Source organism: Cupriavidus sp. 21MJTG02-4 (assembly GCF_057798975.1).
Window position 1 is genome coordinate 1 of sequence record NZ_JBYOJP010000026.1, and the last position, 15,750, is coordinate 15,750.

15 protein-coding genes are annotated in these 15,750 nt (G+C 65.3%); 3 read left to right on the forward strand and 12 right to left on the reverse strand.

What is annotated here, in order from left to right; genetic code table 11:
* The 11 genes from AC3FKH_RS31860 to AC3FKH_RS31910 all read right to left on the reverse strand — a co-directional run.
* On the reverse strand, positions 1–205 hold a 205-nt coding region (locus tag AC3FKH_RS31860), incomplete at its 3' end, for a 3-hydroxyacyl-CoA dehydrogenase NAD-binding domain-containing protein (RefSeq protein ID WP_488679599.1).
* Positions 206–332: 127 nt separating this feature from the next.
* Entirely contained in the window at positions 333–1,322 is a 990-nt protein-coding gene (locus tag AC3FKH_RS31865) for an NADPH:quinone oxidoreductase family protein (protein WP_488679600.1), read from the reverse strand.
* A 12-nt stretch (positions 1,323–1,334) separates the two neighbouring features.
* The gene (locus tag AC3FKH_RS31870; protein WP_488679601.1) at positions 1,335–2,447 is read right to left on the reverse strand and encodes a CaiB/BaiF CoA transferase family protein; all 1,113 of its coding nucleotides are present in this window, start codon (positions 2,445–2,447) and stop codon (positions 1,335–1,337) included.
* On the reverse strand, positions 2,444–3,118 hold the full coding sequence (locus AC3FKH_RS31875; protein ID WP_488679602.1) for a 3-hydroxyacyl-CoA dehydrogenase family protein: 675 nt from the start codon (positions 3,116–3,118) through the stop codon (positions 2,444–2,446). The genes AC3FKH_RS31870 and AC3FKH_RS31875 overlap by 4 nt, the downstream gene beginning before the upstream one ends.
* Before the next feature lies 1 nt (position 3,119).
* Positions 3,120–3,995: a 3-hydroxyacyl-CoA dehydrogenase family protein gene (locus AC3FKH_RS31880; RefSeq protein WP_488679603.1), complete on the reverse strand. Its 876-nt coding sequence runs from the start codon at positions 3,993–3,995 to the stop codon at positions 3,120–3,122.
* Positions 3,996–4,004: 9 nt separating this feature from the next.
* The gene (locus AC3FKH_RS31885; protein WP_488679604.1) at positions 4,005–5,171 is read right to left on the reverse strand and encodes an acyl-CoA dehydrogenase family protein; all 1,167 of its coding nucleotides are present in this window, start codon (positions 5,169–5,171) and stop codon (positions 4,005–4,007) included.
* A gap of 41 nt (positions 5,172–5,212) precedes the next feature.
* Positions 5,213–5,968: an SDR family NAD(P)-dependent oxidoreductase gene (locus AC3FKH_RS31890; RefSeq protein WP_488679605.1), complete on the reverse strand. Its 756-nt coding sequence runs from the start codon at positions 5,966–5,968 to the stop codon at positions 5,213–5,215.
* Entirely contained in the window at positions 5,961–6,731 is a 771-nt protein-coding gene (locus AC3FKH_RS31895) for an enoyl-CoA hydratase/isomerase family protein (RefSeq protein ID WP_488679606.1), read from the reverse strand. The genes AC3FKH_RS31890 and AC3FKH_RS31895 overlap by 8 nt, the downstream gene beginning before the upstream one ends.
* 2 nt (positions 6,732–6,733) lie before the next feature.
* Positions 6,734–8,416 (reverse strand): class I adenylate-forming enzyme family protein, encoded by a 1,683-nt coding sequence (locus tag AC3FKH_RS31900; protein WP_488679607.1) that lies wholly within the window; start codon positions 8,414–8,416, stop codon positions 6,734–6,736.
* 17 nt (positions 8,417–8,433) lie between these two features.
* The gene (locus AC3FKH_RS31905; RefSeq protein ID WP_488679608.1) at positions 8,434–9,213 is read right to left on the reverse strand and encodes an enoyl-CoA hydratase-related protein; all 780 of its coding nucleotides are present in this window, start codon (positions 9,211–9,213) and stop codon (positions 8,434–8,436) included.
* Positions 9,214–9,227: 14 nt separating this feature from the next.
* Positions 9,228–10,457 (reverse strand): CaiB/BaiF CoA transferase family protein, encoded by a 1,230-nt coding sequence (locus tag AC3FKH_RS31910; RefSeq protein ID WP_488679609.1) that lies wholly within the window; start codon positions 10,455–10,457, stop codon positions 9,228–9,230.
* Positions 10,458–10,737: 280 nt separating this feature from the next.
* Here AC3FKH_RS31910 and AC3FKH_RS31915 point away from each other — a divergent pair, with 280 nt between their 5' ends.
* Positions 10,738–12,408, forward strand: coding sequence for a sigma-54 interaction domain-containing protein (locus AC3FKH_RS31915; RefSeq protein WP_488679610.1), 1,671 nt, complete (start codon positions 10,738–10,740; stop codon positions 12,406–12,408).
* Between the two features lie 168 nt (positions 12,409–12,576).
* Here AC3FKH_RS31915 and AC3FKH_RS31920 read toward each other — a convergent pair whose 3' ends face one another.
* Positions 12,577–13,554, reverse strand: a complete 978-nt coding sequence (locus tag AC3FKH_RS31920; RefSeq protein WP_488679611.1) for a LysR substrate-binding domain-containing protein — start codon at positions 13,552–13,554, stop codon at positions 12,577–12,579.
* Positions 13,555–13,964: 410 nt separating this feature from the next.
* On the opposite strand from AC3FKH_RS31920, the gene AC3FKH_RS31925 reads away from it, so the two are divergent.
* Both AC3FKH_RS31925 and AC3FKH_RS31930 read left to right on the forward strand, forming a co-directional pair.
* Positions 13,965–14,927: a Bug family tripartite tricarboxylate transporter substrate binding protein gene (locus AC3FKH_RS31925; protein WP_488679612.1), complete on the forward strand. Its 963-nt coding sequence runs from the start codon at positions 13,965–13,967 to the stop codon at positions 14,925–14,927.
* A gap of 125 nt (positions 14,928–15,052) precedes the next feature.
* Positions 15,053–15,682: a hypothetical protein gene (locus tag AC3FKH_RS31930; RefSeq protein ID WP_488679613.1), complete on the forward strand. Its 630-nt coding sequence runs from the start codon at positions 15,053–15,055 to the stop codon at positions 15,680–15,682.
* Positions 15,683–15,750: the final 68 nt, after the last annotated feature.

The window sequence follows — 15,750 nt, forward strand, 5'->3', positions numbered from 1 at the left end:
GCGTGGCCTCGGCGTCGGCAGCAGAGATCTTGCCCTTGTCAGCCAGCTTGCCGAGCGTATCCTGCAGATACTTGCGCGCCGCTTCCACCGCTTGCGGGTTGGCGTCGTACAGATTGACGGTCAGGCCGGCCTGCGCCGCGATCTGCGCGATGCCGCGGCCCATGGCGCCGGTGCCGACGATGCCCAGCGTTTGGATGGATTGCATGCTTTGCGATTCGATGTTCATGATGTTCAGATAACCAGGGACCGTGATGCCGAATGCAATACAGCCGTGGGAAAGCCCCACGGCTGTATTGCCGGCATGGTATTGATGCAAGTTCTTTCGGGCGTGCTCAGTTCAGCGTAAGGACGTACTTGCCGGAGACCTGGCCCGAGGCCAGTTTCGCCAGCGCCTCGCCGGCGCGGGCGAGGGGCAGGGTATGCGCAATCCTCGGCTTGAGCGCGCCTTGTTCGTACAGGCGGAAGAGTTCCTGCTGCACGGCCAGGACCTTCTCTGGTTGGCGATCGCGGTAGTCGCTCCATTGCAGTCCGCTGACGCCGATGTTCTTGAGCAGCAGGTAGTTGACCTTGACCTCGGGGATGCGCCCGGCGGCAAAGCCGATCACCACAGCGCGACCGCACCATGTCATGGCGCGCATGGCGGCATCGAAGACATCGCCGCCGAGTGTGTCCAGCAGGACATCGGCACCGTGGCCTGAAGTCGCGGCGCGGACCTGTTCGCGCAGGGACTCGCGCAGATCCGGCGCGGCAAGATCGATCACGGCATCGGCGCCGAGCTGGCGCGCAGCCTCGGCATGCTCGGGGCCGCTGACTCCCGCCAGGGCAAAACCGCCGAGTCCCTTGACGATCTGGATGGCGGCCGAGCCCACGCCACCTGCAGCGCCGGTCACCAGAACGGTTTCCCCCTTCCGGAACCCGCCTCGCTCTATCAAGGCGAAGTACGCCGTCTGGTAGACCAGTCCCATTGCGGCGGCATCCTCGAATGACATGGAATCGGGAATCCGGAAACACGACGCCGCGGGTGCGCTCACGCGTTCGGCGAACGCGCCGTGCTCCAGCTGGACAACCACGCGGTCACCGGGCTTCAGGTGCGTGACCCGTTTGCCCACCGCGCGCACGACGCCGGCCGCATCCTTGCCCGGCGCGAACGGGCGCTCCGGCAGGATCTGGTATTTGCCCTGCACGACCAGCACGTCGGGAAAGTTGACGGCCGCGGCGCGGACCTCCACCAGGACATCGTTGTCGCCCGCGTTTGGTTCGGGCAGATCCCCCACCGTGACAGATTCGGGGGCGTTGAATGCTTTAATGACGATGGCTTTCATGGGCGGTCGACCTCAGCGATTGAGAATTGGGTTGTGAGCGCCCAGGGCAGGCGAAGCGCCGCAGCGATCGGGGCTGCGAAAGGCGGCATCGACAGGTACCGGCAACGCCGGCATGGTCGCGCCCGCCGCGGTGGCGACGGTGCGGTCGAACACGCCGCGCGCCGCGAAATGGGGGTCGTGCCGTGCTTCTTCCAGGCTGACCACACGGCTGGTGCAGACGTCCTGTCCGGCGAATCGATCCTCCCAATAGGCAACCGGATGCAGGGAAATGGCCGCTGCAACCGCGTCGATGGCCTGCACCGGCGACATCCGCGCCAGCGCGTCCACGTCGAGCCCGACCAGCGCAACGAAGTTGCCCCAGAACTTGTCTTCCAGCGGCGCGGCAGCGAGAAAGGCGCCGTCGGCGGTACGGTAGACCTGGTAGCGCGGCGTGCCGCCCGTGACCAGTTCCGACGCCGGCGATGGCCACGATCCCAGCGCGCCATTGCCAAGCCCCCAGTACTGGAACGTAAAGAGGTTGTCGGCCATGGCCACGTCCAGGTGGACGCCTCGGCCGGTCTGGTCACGCTGACGCAAGGCGAGCAGGATATTGATCATCGCCGGATAGGTGCCGCCGGCAATGTCGGCGATGAGGGCCGGTGGCAGGACCGGCGCGCCATCGTTGCCGGCAGTGAGCGAAAGCGTGCCGGACGCCGCGACATAGTTCAGGTCATGCGCGGCCTCGGACGCGCGCGGACCGTGCTGGCCGAAGCCGGTGATCGAGCAGTAGACCAGCCGCGGGTTGATGTCCGCCAGCGCGGCGTAGCCCAGGCCAAGACGATCCATGACGCCGGGACGGAACTGTTCGATCAGGACATCGGCCTCGCGGATCAGCGGCATCAACTGGCTCAGCGTGTCGGGCGCCTTCAGGTCGATCGCGACCGATTGCTTGCCTCGGTTGAGCAGCACGAAGTTCGCGCTGTCCGCGTCGACCTTCGGCTCGTACGTGCGCATTTCGTCGCCACGGCCGGGGCGCTCGAACTTGATGACCTCGGCCCCGGCCTCGGCCAGCAGCAGCGAGCACAGCGGTCCGGGCAGCAGGGTGCTGAAATCCAGCACCTTCACACCGCTCAGCGGCTGGCTCATGACGTGCCCGCCCTGGCCCGTTGCGCGCGGTCCGCGGCGACGCGGGCGCGCCGCGCGGGCGCATAAGCCTCCTGTCCCAACGCTGCGTGCAAGGCCTCGGTCACGTGGAAGTGGTTCGCCAGGCCGGTGCGTTCCAGCAGCGAGATCGGACCTTCGGGGTAGCCCAGCCCGAGGCACAAGGTCTTGTCCAGGTCATCGGCGCTGGCCAGCTTTTCGTCCAGGCGGCGCAGCGCCGCATTGAAGTACGGGCGGATCAGCCGGTCGACGATACGCCCGGGAAAGTCATTGCATACCGCGACCACCAGCCCGGCAGCCTGGAACACCGCCCGGGCGCCTTCGAGTGCGGCCGGGTGTGTGCCAGGTTGCCTGACGAGTTCCACCAGCGGGCTCGGGTCGGCGTCGCCGAGCCTGAAGCGGGCGAATCCAACCACATTGGAGCCTTCCAGGCCGCGGCTCTCGCCGGTGTGCAAGCCAAGGCATTCCGTACCCAACTCGATCGCGACGAACGTGCGGGATTCGTGTCCCTCGCCCTTGCCAAAGGCGCTTCCGGCATCCGTGCCGAGGTAGAACAGCGCTTCGCCCTGCGCTGCGGCTTGTTCGAGGAAAGGGTGGGATTCTGGAAACGAACGGCTCTCGCCAGCTTGTACGATCTCGTAGCGCATATCAGGCATATCAGGCTCCAAACATCTTGGTGTTGCCATAGGCATGGAAGCCCTGTCCGGTCTTCTTCCCCAGGCGCTTGGCGGCGATCATGCGGCGCACCAGCGGCGGGCAGGCGGCGCGAGGCTCATGGGTCAGGCCATGCATGGCTTCGCACAGCAGCTTCTGGGTATCCATGCCGACCAGGTCCAGCAGTTCGAGCGGTCCCATTGGGTAGCCGAGTGCGGCCTTGATGGCGGTGTCGATATCGGCCGGTTCGGCCACGCCTTGTTCCACCAGCCGGATCGCGTCGTTGTTGAACGGGATCAGGAAGTAGTTGAGGATGAAGCCCGGCGTATCCTGCGTGGCTACCGGCTTCTGGCCCATGGCCTCGGCAAAGGCCCACGCGGCCTTGAAGGTCGCATCCGAAGTGGCCAGACCCGGCGACATCTCGATCAGCTTCATCAGTTGCGCCGGCAGGCAGAAGTGCATGCCGACGAAGCGGTCGGGCCGGCCGGAACCGCCGGCAATTTCGGTGATCGAGATGGTGGACGTGTTCGACGCAAAGATGGTCGCCGGCGGGCAGGCTTCATGGAGCTGGCCGAACAGTTGATGCTTCGCGGCCAGATCTTCGAAGATGGCCTCGATGACGAGGTCGCATTTCGCCAGGTCGCTCAGTGAGGTCGTGCCTTCCCAGCGGGACAGCGCCTCGTCAGCAGCGCCGGCCGGCAGTTTGCCGCGCGCCTCGGACTTCCTCAGGAACGCCTCGGTCTGGTCGCGCGCGCGGTCCAGCGCCTCTTGCCTGGCGTCGAACACGATGGTGCGAAAGCCCGCACGCGCCGCGACGATGGCGATGCCCGCGCCCATGGTGCCGGCGCCCGCGACGCCGATGGTTTGAATGGTTGTCACATCGGTCTCCTATTTCTTCAGGAAGCTGCGCCCGATCAGCTGGCGGTGTACCTGGTTGGTGCCTTCCCAGATCTGGGTAATCTTGGCGTCGCGCATCAGGCGCTCGACGCGGTAGTCGTTGCAGTAGCCATAGCCGCCGAACAGCTGCACCGCATCGGTGGTGATGCGCATGGCCGCGTCGGTCGCGCGTTGCTTGAGCATCGAGGCCTCGATGCCGAAATCCTGGTCGCCGGCATCGACCATTTCGCCCACGCGCCAAAGCCACGATTCGCACAGCGCGAGTTCCGTGGCCAGGTCGGCCAGCATGAACTGGATGCCCTGGAATTCGAGAATCCGCTTGCCGGACTGGCGCCGCTCGTTGATGTAGTCGACCGCGTCCTCGAACGCCGCGCGCGCAATGCCCAGCGCATGCGCTGCAACGCTGGGGCGCGATCGGTTCAGTGAACCGAACAGGATCTGCAGGCCTTCGCCGGGTGCGCCGATCAGGTTGGCGCGCGGCACGCGGCAGCCGTCGAACGTCAGGCTGGCCGTGCTCGATGCGCGCGTGCCCATCTTGTGCTCGGTGCCGAGCACACGCAGACCCTCCGTGCCCTTCTCCAGGATGAGCGCGGAAATGGCAGCCTTGGGATCACTGATCTCCGACCATTTGCCGAACACCAGGTACAGGTCAGCCACGTCGCCGTTGGTGATGAAGGTCTTGCCGCCGTTGACGACGATGTCATCACCATCGGCGGTAAACGTGGTGCGCATGCCGGTCGCGTCCGATCCCGCCGAGGGCTCGGTAATGGCCAGCGACGCCAGGCCGCCTTCGGCAATGCGCGGCAGCAGGCGGCTCTTCTGTTCTTCACTGCCGTATTCGATCAGCGGCTTGATGGCGTGGTAGTTCGTGGCCCAGACAATGCCGGTGGAGGCACAAGCCTTCGAAATCTCCCGCACGCAAGCCAGATAGCTCAGGAAGGACAGTTGCGCTCCGCCATAGTTGTCAGGGATGAACATGGCGTTCAGGCCCAGTTCATTGATGGCTTTCACGTTCTCCCAGGGAAACGCACCCGAGCGGTCGTACTCGGCCGCGCGTGGCGCGATCTGGGTGTTGCACAGCTCCTTGACGCTGTCGAGAAGCATGCCTTCCTCGGCAGATAGCGGCAGCCGCGCGTCCATCCGGTCCAGCATATTCATGTCTACCTCCGTTGGCGGGCGCCGCAGCGCCCGCACGATTGCTACAGCGCCATGCCCTGGCCGCCATCGATATAGAGCGTCTCGCCCGTCAGGAAGCGCCCCGGCAACTGGAACAGCATGGCGGCAAGGTTCCCGATATCGTCGGACTTCCCGGGCCCGCCCACGGGAATGCGCTTCCTGAGGAAGGTCTGGAGCGCGCCTTCGTTCAACTCGTCGCGGTTCAGGTCGGTCTCGATATAGCCCGGCGCGATATTGACCACCTGGATCCCATCGCGCGCCCATTCGACGGCCAGGCAGCGCGAGATCGCGCCGACGGCAGCCTTGGACGCGCAATAGGCGGCATTGCCGCGCACGCCGAGCTTGTCGTAGAAAGAGCCGATGTTGACGATCAGCGCCGAGCGGGCTTCGCGCAGGTAGGGGTAGGCCACCTGGCTGGCGAGCAGGACCGATGAGGCGTTGGTTTGCATCACCCGGTCGAAGTCGGCGATCGGAAACGATGCCGAAGGCCCCTGCAGATGGATGCCCGCATTGTTGACGAGGCCGACGACGGGCTTGCCGAACAGCCCCGGCACCTCGGCGAACGCCGCGGCGACGGATGCGGCATTGGTGATGTCGCAACGCAGCGCCGCCAGGCGCTGGCGGGCATCGGTATCGAGCGAGCCGGCGTGGGGCAAGTCGCCCGAACGCGACAGGCAGGCCACGTGCAGGCCGGCGCGCGCCAGTTCCACGGAAATCGAGGCACCGATGCCGCGGCTGCCGCCGGTGACGATGACGGCGCCTTGAGTGAGATCAGGCATCCTTGAACTCCGGTGTGCGTTTCTCGATAAAGGCTTGCATGCCTTCGACGGAATCCTTCGTCTGATAGGCCAGCGTGGACAGGTCGGCTTCGATCTCGAGACCGGCGTCGAGCGTGGTCGCCATGCCCCGAACGACCGACTCTCGCGCGAACAGCGACGCGCACCGGCTATAGCCGATGAACTCGGACATGAAGGCCTTGCCAAGTTCCACCGGGTCGCCGTCCGCCACCACGCGGTTGACCAGCCCGATGCGCTCGGCTTCGATCGCGTCGACCGTCCGCCCGGACATCACCATCTCCAGCGCACGGCCTTCGCCAACCAGGCGCGGCAAGCGCTGCGTGCCGCCATAGCCGGGGATCAGGCCCAGCTTGATCTCGGGCAGACCCATGCGGCCATGCACCGTGGCGATCCGGAAGGTACAGGCCATGGCCAGCTCCAGCCCGCCGCCAAAGGCATAACCATGCAGCACCGCGACCGACGGAATCGGCAGCCTGGCGAACTTGTCGAAGGTACGTTGACCGAGCTGGGCACCCTGGCGTTGCGCCATCAGGCTGCGATCCATCAGTTCCTTGATGTCGGCGCCGGCGCAGAACGCCTTCGGGCCGGCACCGGTCACGATGAGCGCGCGGGCATTGGAGGCCGCCACCTGATCGAGCGTGTAGGACAGCGCTTCGATCATGGTGAACTGCAAGGCATTGCGTGCTTCGGGCCGGTTGAGCGTGAGGATTGCGTACGGCCCGTCAAACTTGATGTCGATCGACATGGTCATGCTCCTGCCGTGGTGCGGGCCTTGTAGCGCACTGGCTGCGGCTTGAGTTCGCCGCGCAGGGTCATCTCGACCAGGTCGCGCTTCAGGATCTTGCCGCTGGGTGTCAGCGGGAACTGGTCCAGGCCAAGGAAGTATTCCGGCATGTCGTACTTGGACAGGCCGCAGCCGGCCAGGTGGGCCAGCATGTCGGCCGGTTCCAGCGTCTGTCCCGCGCGGACCACGACCGACAGGCAGACCTTTTCGCCGAGGCGGGCGTCCTGGACCGGATAGGCCGCAGCGCGCTCGACCTTGGGATGGCGCATGGCCAGTTCCTCGATCCGTGCCGGATGGATGTTGTGGCCGCCGCGGATGATCAGGTCCTTCTTGCGGCCGACGATCACGATGCAGCCGTTCTCGTCGATGATGCCGAGGTCGCCGCTCATGAACCAGCCATGGATGTTGAACGACGTTTCGGTGGCCACCTGGTTGCTGAAATAGCCAAGCATCAGCAGGCCACCGCGGCCCCCGATCTCGCCGATCTCGCCCACCTCGGCCTCGACGTCCGAGTCGTCCTGCTTCCACAGGCGGACCTCATACCCGCGGCAGGCCCGCCCGCAGGTCGACACGATGGTGTCCGCGGTATCTGTCGGGATGGTGTAGTTGTGCGAGCCGTTCTCGGTCATGCCGTAGACGTTCTGCGGCGTGACCCCGAGCGTGACGAACTTCTGCGCCACATCGCGCGGGATGGCGGAGCCCGCCATGTAGAACGTGCGGACTTCGCCCAGCGACTTCAGATTGCGATCACGCACGGCCTGCAGGATGTCCATGGCGTGGGTCGGCACGCCCATCACATAGGTGGCGCCGGTTTCCAGGATCCAGTCGAGGGCATGCTTGCCGGCACGCAGGTTTGTCATGACCAGCTCCGCGCCTGCCACGAGCACCTGCTCCAGCGCCACCGTGGCAATGTGGTGGCTCATCGGGCTCAGCGTCAGGACCGTGGTGTCAGCCGAGTGTCCCCAGTCGCTGACCAGCGCGCGCCCGTTCGCCAGCAGCGTGTTGTCGCTGTGCATGACGCCCTTGGGCGCGCCGGTGGTGCCGGAGGTGAAGGCCAGGTACACGATCTTGTCCGGGTTCAGGTCGGGCGTCGACAGCGCGGAGGGCGGCAGCCGATCCGGGAACGGATGCGCGCCGGCGGGCAGGGTGAGGTCGCCACCGGCCTGGCCAGGCATGGCAAACATGGCCGCAAGCGTGGGGATCTGCGCGGCGCGTCCGAAGATCGACTCGCGGTCCGAGTCCGCGCCATAGCCGGGCATGGCAAACAGGGCGCGGCACTGGATGCGGTTCAGCAGCGTGCAGATCTCGTCGACGGTGTAGTTCTGGTGCAGCGACGGGCAGCAGACATAGCCATTGCGCGAGCAGGCCAGGAACACGATGGTCGCCTGTACCACGTTGGGCAGCCAGATTCCGACCCGGTCGCCCGGCTTCAGGCCCTGCCTGTGCAGCGCCTCGGCCACGCTGTCGACCCAGTCGATGACCTCGCGCCAGGTCAGCCTGACATCTGCATCGCGCAGGGCGCACGACGTGGGCCGTTCACGCGCATGGCGCCGGGCTAGTGTGTAGAGCGTCTCCTGCTGCCAGATTCCCGACAGGTAATAGTCCCGCGCATTCTGCGGATTGTGCAGCGTCAGGATGTTTTGCATGGTCTCACCCCGTGGCATCAATGACCAAACTTGGAAGCATCCGGCTTGCGGCGCTCGGCAAAGGAAGCAGCAAGCTCGTCATGTTCCTTCGTATCGAGATAACCACGCAGCAGCAGGTCGTGCGCCATGCGGGACAGGCCGCTGACACCGCCGTGGCGGGCGTTGAACGCGCTCTTGAGCGAGGCCAGCGCGAACGCGCCGCGCTCGGCGACCTCGAGCGCATACTCGCGCGTGGCTTCGGCCAGCTGGTCATCCGGGACCACGCGATTGATCAGTCCGATTTCCTGCGCCTCGCGCGCCGTCATCTTGGGGTTGCGGTACCAGATATCCTTGGCGCGCTTCTTTCCGACCAGGTCTTCCAGGTACCAGGTGCCATAGCCCGCGTCGAAGCTGCCGACCATCGGGCCCACCTGGCGGAAGACCGCCGACTCCTTGGCGATGGTCAGGTCGCAGACCACCTGCAGCACGTTGCCGCCGCCGACGGCAAAGCCGTTCACCGAAGCAATGACAGGCTTCTGCAGACGGTCGATGCTTTCATACATCTCCAGCGTGGGCAGCACGCCCGCGTAGAGCGTGGTGTCTTCCATGCCGTCCTTGCGGCCGCCGGTGCAGAAAAACTTGTCGCCGGCGCCGGTCATCACGATGACGCGGGTGCGCGTCTCGCGGCGGATCGCGTTGATGCAGTCGCGGATCTCGTGGCACATGGTCTCGGTGAACATATTGCCGTCGTGCGGACGGTTCAGCGTGATCGTGCCGATGGGGCCGTCTTCCTTGTACAGAATTTCGGTGTACGACATGGGTGGTCTCCTGTTTAGACGATTTCTGAGTCGATAAGGCCCGCGACGCAGGCCGCGGACATGGAAAGTTCTTCCCTGAGAATGCGCTCGGTGTCCTGGCCAAGCGCCGGGGGCGGGTTGCGCAGCACGGCGCTCGCGCCATCGAAGCGGATTCCCAGGCCGACCTGCGGCACCAGCCCTGCCACGCCGTCGGTGGCGAAGAACATCCCGTCCGCGCGCAGCGGCGGGTCGTCGGCCAGCTGGTCGATGCCGTTGATGGGCCCCGACGGGATCCGGTGCTGCGCAAACAGGTCCAGCCAGTGCTGGCGCGGTTGGGTGGCCAGCAGCCCCGCAATCGCCTGTACGATCGCCGGGCGCGATTCGCGCCGGCGGGCGTTGGTCTCGAATCCCGGTTGATGCGCGTAGTCCGGCTGCCCGAGCGCCTTCCAGAAGCGCTGCCAGATGGCGTCGTTCCCGAGTCCCAGCGTAATGGGGAAATCGGCCGTGTCGAAGACCTGGTAGATCGCGATGACCGAGTCGGTTCCACCCGAACGATTCGGTGCCTCGCCCGAGCCCAGATAGGGCACGATCCGCGGTGCCATGAAGCGCGCCATCGTCGCCACCATCGACACATCGATCTGCTTTCCTGCCCCCGTGCCGGCACGCTCGAACAGCGCCGCCAGCGTGGCCATGGCAATGTCCTGGCCGGCCAGAAGATCCGCCGCCGGGGTGCCGACCTTTTGCGCGGGGCGATCCGCCTCGCCGGTCAGGTGCATGACGCCCGAGTAGCCCTCGGCGATCAGGTCGTAGCAGGGCAGGTCGGCGCGCTCGCCCTGGAGCCCGAAGCCGGTCACTGACACATGGATCAGCCGGGGGTTGATGGCCTTGAGCGTGGCGTAGTCGAGGCCAAGCTTCTCCTGCACGCGCTGCGCGGTGTTGAGCACCACGACATCGGCACCGCGCACCAGTTCATGTGCCACGCGCTGGCCCTCCGCACGCGTGAGGTCGATGGTCATGCTCTGCTTGTTGCGGTTCATGCTCAGGAACCACAGCGACTCGCCATCCAGGAACGGCGGCCCCCAGCTGCGCGTGTCGTCGCCGCCATGGCGCTTCTCAACCTTGATTACCTCGGCGCCCAGATCGGCAAGCAGCAGCGTCCCGTAAGGACCCGCCACAGAGGTCGTGAAGTCGATCACGCGGATGCCCTTCAGGCAGGCAAGGCCTGCGCCGGGCGCTTGGAAGGGGAGTGTCTTCAGTGTGTCCATGTCGAGTCGGATCTACGCAAGTGCAGGACATACCGCAAAGCTTGTGCCAGCGTTTGGCGCGGAAATTGCAGCGGACCGGGTGATGGACTGGAGATTCAGGCGCAGCCGGCCTTCGCGACCCTGCAGGCCGATCGGCAAGGGCAGTGGATGGGGAAAACTGCTTAGAATGAAACTGTCTTCGCAGTGTTCTTGCCTGCTGTCGAGAAGGCAATTGTGTAGCCGCCGAAGACACTGCGTCGCCGAATAACACCCCAATAACACACCCAAGCGTGGTGGAGACATGAAACGTGAAACAGAGGGTGTCCTCGTACTCGATGCCGAGGGCAATACGACATTCGCCAGCGGGCTTGGCAGGGATTCGCTGGTGGCCAGGTTGCTGGGCGGGCTGTGGCAGAACCGTCATCGCGTACCGCTCAGGCGCATGTCGGCCCTGGCCGATCTGGAGCGCCCGCTGACGGTCGCGGCGATGCCTACCCGGGATTCGGTGTGCTTCCTGATCTTCGCGGTGCAGGAGGGCGATGAGCTGAGCGAATTCCTGGCGAGCGTGGAGGCGGCGCCGGACATCCTCAGGCATTTCATTACCGATCCCTACAAGGCCATGGTGGTGGTCGATACTTCGGCGCGCATCACCTATATGAGCCCGGTCCATGAGCGCTTCTTCGGCCTCAAGCATGGCGAGGCGATCGGGCGGCATGTGACCTCGGTGATCGAGAACACGAAGCTGCAGGACGTGGTGGCGACGGGCAAGGGACAGGTTGCCCAGCTGCAGGAGATGAACGGCGTGACGCGGGTGGTGTCGCGGCTGCCAATCCTGGATCGCAACAAGCGCGTCGTGGCGGCGATCGGGCAGGTGATGTTCAAGGGACCCGAGTCGATCCGGGAACTCACCGGCGAACTCGCCAAGGTCAGGCAGGAACGCGACTTCTACCGCAGGGAGTTGTCCGGCATTCGGAACCGCAGCTACGGCCTGGACCAGATCGTGGGCAGCAGCGATGCCGTGCGGCGGCTCAAAGAGGACATCCTGCGTATCGCGCCACTTGACGTGCCGGTGTTGCTGGCGGGCGAGAGCGGCACCGGCAAGGAGCTGGTGGCGCACGCCATCCATATGCTCAGCCCGCGCAGCGACAAGCCGCTGGTGCTGGTGAACTCGGCGGCAATGCCGCCCAACCTGGTCGAGAGCGAGCTGTTTGGCTACGAGCCCGGCGCCTTCACCGGGGCGGACCGCAAGGGCCGCAAGGGCAAGTTCGAGGCGGCCGACACCGGCACGCTGTTCCTCGACGAGATCGGCGACATGCCGATCGACATTCAGGTCAAGCTGCTGCGGGTTCTGCAGGATGGCCAGTTCGAGCGTGTCGGGGGCGATCGCGCCCGGCACTCGGATTTCCGCCTGATCTCGGCCAGCAATCGGGACTTCAAGGCCATGATTGCCAGCGCGAGCTTCCGGCTCGACCTGTTCTACCGCATCAGCGCGGTGACACTGAGGCTGCCGGCCTTGCGCGACCGGCTCGAAGATATCCCGGAGCTGGCGGACACCTTCCTCGCGGCATTCGCCATCCGGCACGGCGCGGCGAAGAAGTCGATCGCCGAATCCGCGATCGACTTCCTGCAGTCGCGGGCATGGCCGGGCAACATCCGGCAGTTGCAGCATGCGATCGAGCGCGCGGCGATCTTCTGCGATGGCGCGGTGCTGACGATCGGCGATTTCGGCAGCCTGGAGGGCGCCGAGCATGCGCTGGCCTGGCGCCACAGCGAGACGCCGCAGCCGCCGCAGAAGCCCGATGTACGCGAGGCCAAGGAGCGCCTGGAATCGCAGCTGATCCTCGATGCCATGCGGCGCACGGGCGGAAACAAGAAGCGCGTGGCGGAGGAGCTGGGCATCTCGCGCTCCTACCTGTACAAGCGCCTGAGCATGATCGAAGGGGGCGAGAACAGCAAGCCGGCGAGCAGCTAGTGCGTGCGAACCCGGCGAACCATGACGCGGTCATCGGGCCGTTCAGCCAGGCGGGCATCCATCCAAGGATCGTGCACTACACGCGCAACCGGATGACGACCGTGTCGATGGTCTCCGAAGGCTGCAGCATGGCGATCGTTCCGCGCCGCTGGCAGCGCTTGCGCCCGCTTAGCCGGGTTGCGCGTCTGCCGACGCTTCCGCCAGTGCCTCCCGATTGCCGGCAAGCTCGCTGACCACGTCAATGAACTGCTGAAGGACAGGCTCCGTGCGCCCCTTGAGCCAGCAAAGCTGGAAGCTGGTCCTATAGTTGACATCGGTGAGCTTGACCACCACCAGCCCGGATGGATACGTGAAATCCTTGCCGAGCACGGTCAGGCCGATACCGACGCCGACCGATATCAGGTTCATTTGCGATGCGACGGAATGCACCTCCTGCACGACCAGCGGATCGAATCCCGCCTCCTGGCAGAGTGCGAACAACGGGCCATAGCCTGGACTGACGCTGGACTTCGGAACCACGACGAAACGCTCGCCGGCGAGCTGGCCGAGGGACACGGACCTGCGCTTTGCAAGCGGATGGTCAGCGGGCACCACCACGCCAAGCCCGCCGGTCTGGATCACATGGCGTTCCAGTGAAGCTTCGCCCTCGGCGTGCGTGGTGCCTCGTCGCGGCTTCTTGTGGGCGCCCGTGCTCGGGCCGAAATGCATGAAGCCGGCCTGCACCTTGCCATCCAGAATCGCCTTGACCTGGTCCGAGGTCGGCATCTCGACCAGCGTGAGCGCGACGTTCGGGTGATATTCCAGGAATCGCTTGATCGCCGCACGGAACAGCGGGTGATACAGCGTCAACGAGCCGTAGCCGATACTCAGGCCACCCACTTTGCCTGCGCCTACCTGCTTGGCCAGCGTGATCGCCTGGTTCAGGTCGCTCATCATGCTTTGCAGGCGGGGAAGCAAGGCGTGCCCCGCCGCAGTCAGCCTGACCTTATGGGCTTGCCGTTCGAACAGCTCTACCCCGAGTTCATCCTCCAAGTCTGCGATGATTTGCGAAACCGCGGGACGCGTGACGAAAAGGCGGTCGGAGGCTCGACCGAAATGCTCCTCTTCGGCGGCCGCGACGAAATAGCGCAGATGTCTGAGTTCCATGGGCGTGGAATGTGCATGACAAGAATCTTGTACCGGACCCGCCCGGCTTTTCGCAGCGTTAAGGAAAGCCAAAGCGTCGGTGCGGCTTACAGTGTGGCAACATTGTTCGCGGGTGTCGAGTCGCGTTTACCTCACTGTCGGTAAGCTGCGCTAACGCTCTTCTTCGCGCCATGGGCGTAAGCCCGGCTTACCGCAAGAGGGACTAAAGCCAACTGGACTCGCCGCCCCACTCACGACGACACTTCCGGTCATCGCGCTGCGCTTGCAGCCGGTAGCGCGCCTGCAATGCGGTACGGACGTTGCGTCTCATCACCGAATCGACGAAAGACGCGCCCGTGAAAGGGCACTACCCGCTTCGAAGCCTGCTGCGGCGCTTGCGCTTGCCCGGAAGACCTATAACGAGGAGAGACATGACACCCCGCCGCCATCTTCTGAAGTCCCTTGCCGGCTGCCTGCTCGCGTGCGCGCTTGTGCCGGCGCACGCGCAGGACGGAACCTATCCCGCCAGGCCGGTCCGCATGGTCGTCTCGACCTCCGCGGGCGGGATGACGGACATCCTGGCGCGGCTGTATGCCGAGAGCCTGTCGAAAGCCCTGAAGCAACCGTTCGTGGTTGAAAACATGCCTGGCGCCGGCACGATGCTGGCGTCGCGCTACGTGGCCCGGCAAGCCGCCGACGGATATACGCTGCTCGTAGCGGCCAACAGCATTGCGGTGCTTCCGCATGTCGAAGCGAACCCCGGCTATCACATGAAGGACTTCACCGGCATCGGCGAACTCGCACGCTCGCCGTCCTTGCTGGTGGTGAGCACGTCGTCGAAGATGAAAACGCTGGCGGACCTTGTCGTGGCAGCGAAGAAGGATCCCGGGGTCGTGACCTATGCGTACGTGGGCCGGGGAACTACGTCGCATATGACAGCGGAGCTGTTCGCGCATGACGCCCGCGTGAGCTTCAATGGCATCGCGTACAAGGGCATTTCTCTCGCGGTTCCGGATGTGCTGGCCGGACGTGTCGAGTTCCTGATGGGCCCTCCGACCTCGACCGAGGAACTGATCAAGAGCGGGAAGATGCGTGCCCTGGCGATTACGTCGGCAGCGCGCTCGCCGGCGTTTCCCAATGTGCCGACCTTCAAGGAGCTGGGATATACCGACGCGACCTATAACCTCTTCTTCGGCGTCTTCGCACCTGCTGCGATCCCGGATGGCGTGCGCAAGACACTGGCCGATGCCATCGAGGCGGCGAAGAAGGATCCGGCCTTTACCGCGCGCCTGCGGCAACTCGGCATGGACGGCTCCACGATCCGGACGCCGCAGCAGTTCAATGCGTTCCTGAAGGACGAAGAACAAAAGTCCGTCAGCCTGCTCCAGAAGTGAGCCTGAGCCGTCCCGGGATGCAAGCTTCCGCTGTCATGGCTCGTCACGGGGCGGCGGCGTTTCCGCAAGCTGTGCGCGGGCACTGTCGGGGTGCGGGATGTGCGTGCCAGCGCTCTGCCGATGGCATGTCTGCCCGTGGAATCCCCGGACAGATAACCCTGGGCTCCGCGGCGCTCGGGACCACGGCCATCCGCAATCTCCAGTTTCCGCTTGCGGTCCGCATCGATGTGGAGAGCGGCGCGTGCGAGCTTTCGATGCGGGGTTTCACCAGGACGGTCGCGCACGGCGAGTCGCGCCTCATTCCCGCACTGGAAGAGGTGTCGCTGACGCTGCTGCGGCAAGCCAGGGTCACATTGACGATGCTCTCCGAGTGCGAGCTGGACCCGGACCACGCGCACTGCCGGCCGCCGGCGGACGACCCGTGGAAGCGCAGGCCGGCGACAGCGGGTCTTTCCCTGGCCGTGTTCGCTTCCCCTCAACTTGACTGGAGGCTGTCGTCCGCTGCCGCATGCCTTGGCAAGCTGGACGGGCGGGCGCTTTCGCGCAAGCTGCTGCAGGAGTGCTCGAGCCTGCGCCAGCTCGTGAAGACCCAGCGCCTGTCGCGCTTCCTCTTCGATCTCATGGCTTCGGCGCGGCAGGCATCCGCCGCATCCTACGGATTTTCCGACCAATGCCGGCTCGAGAACGCCGTGTACGACCAGTTCGGGATATCGATCTCGGCGCTTTCCCGGCTGTCCCGCAGCCGGCCTGCCTGACCGGAAAAGCCGGTTAGCTTCTCTTACCGCCGTGCCCGGAAAATCGAACTCGACGCACAAGCCCACGG

Coding starts and splice junctions, on each gene's coding strand:
- AC3FKH_RS31865 (WP_488679600.1), bottom strand. CDS start 1,322: ATGAAAGCCATCGTCATTAAAGCATTCAACGCCCCCGAATCTGTCACG.
- AC3FKH_RS31870 (WP_488679601.1), bottom strand. CDS start 2,447: ATGAGCCAGCCGCTGAGCGGTGTGAAGGTGCTGGATTTCAGCACCCTG.
- AC3FKH_RS31875 (WP_488679602.1), bottom strand. CDS start 3,118: ATGCCTGATATGCGCTACGAGATCGTACAAGCTGGCGAGAGCCGTTCG.
- AC3FKH_RS31885 (WP_488679604.1), bottom strand. CDS start 5,171: ATGAATATGCTGGACCGGATGGACGCGCGGCTGCCGCTATCTGCCGAG.
- AC3FKH_RS31890 (WP_488679605.1), bottom strand. CDS start 5,968: ATGCCTGATCTCACTCAAGGCGCCGTCATCGTCACCGGCGGCAGCCGC.
- AC3FKH_RS31895 (WP_488679606.1), bottom strand. CDS start 6,731: ATGTCGATCGACATCAAGTTTGACGGGCCGTACGCAATCCTCACGCTC.
- AC3FKH_RS31900 (WP_488679607.1), bottom strand. CDS start 8,416: ATGCAAAACATCCTGACGCTGCACAATCCGCAGAATGCGCGGGACTAT.
- AC3FKH_RS31905 (WP_488679608.1), bottom strand. CDS start 9,213: ATGTCGTACACCGAAATTCTGTACAAGGAAGACGGCCCCATCGGCACG.
- AC3FKH_RS31910 (WP_488679609.1), bottom strand. CDS start 10,457: ATGGACACACTGAAGACACTCCCCTTCCAAGCGCCCGGCGCAGGCCTT.
- AC3FKH_RS31915 (WP_488679610.1), top strand. CDS start 10,738: ATGAAACGTGAAACAGAGGGTGTCCTCGTACTCGATGCCGAGGGCAAT.
- AC3FKH_RS31920 (WP_488679611.1), bottom strand. CDS start 13,554: ATGGAACTCAGACATCTGCGCTATTTCGTCGCGGCCGCCGAAGAGGAG.
- AC3FKH_RS31925 (WP_488679612.1), top strand. CDS start 13,965: ATGACACCCCGCCGCCATCTTCTGAAGTCCCTTGCCGGCTGCCTGCTC.
- AC3FKH_RS31930 (WP_488679613.1), top strand. CDS start 15,053: ATGTCTGCCCGTGGAATCCCCGGACAGATAACCCTGGGCTCCGCGGCG.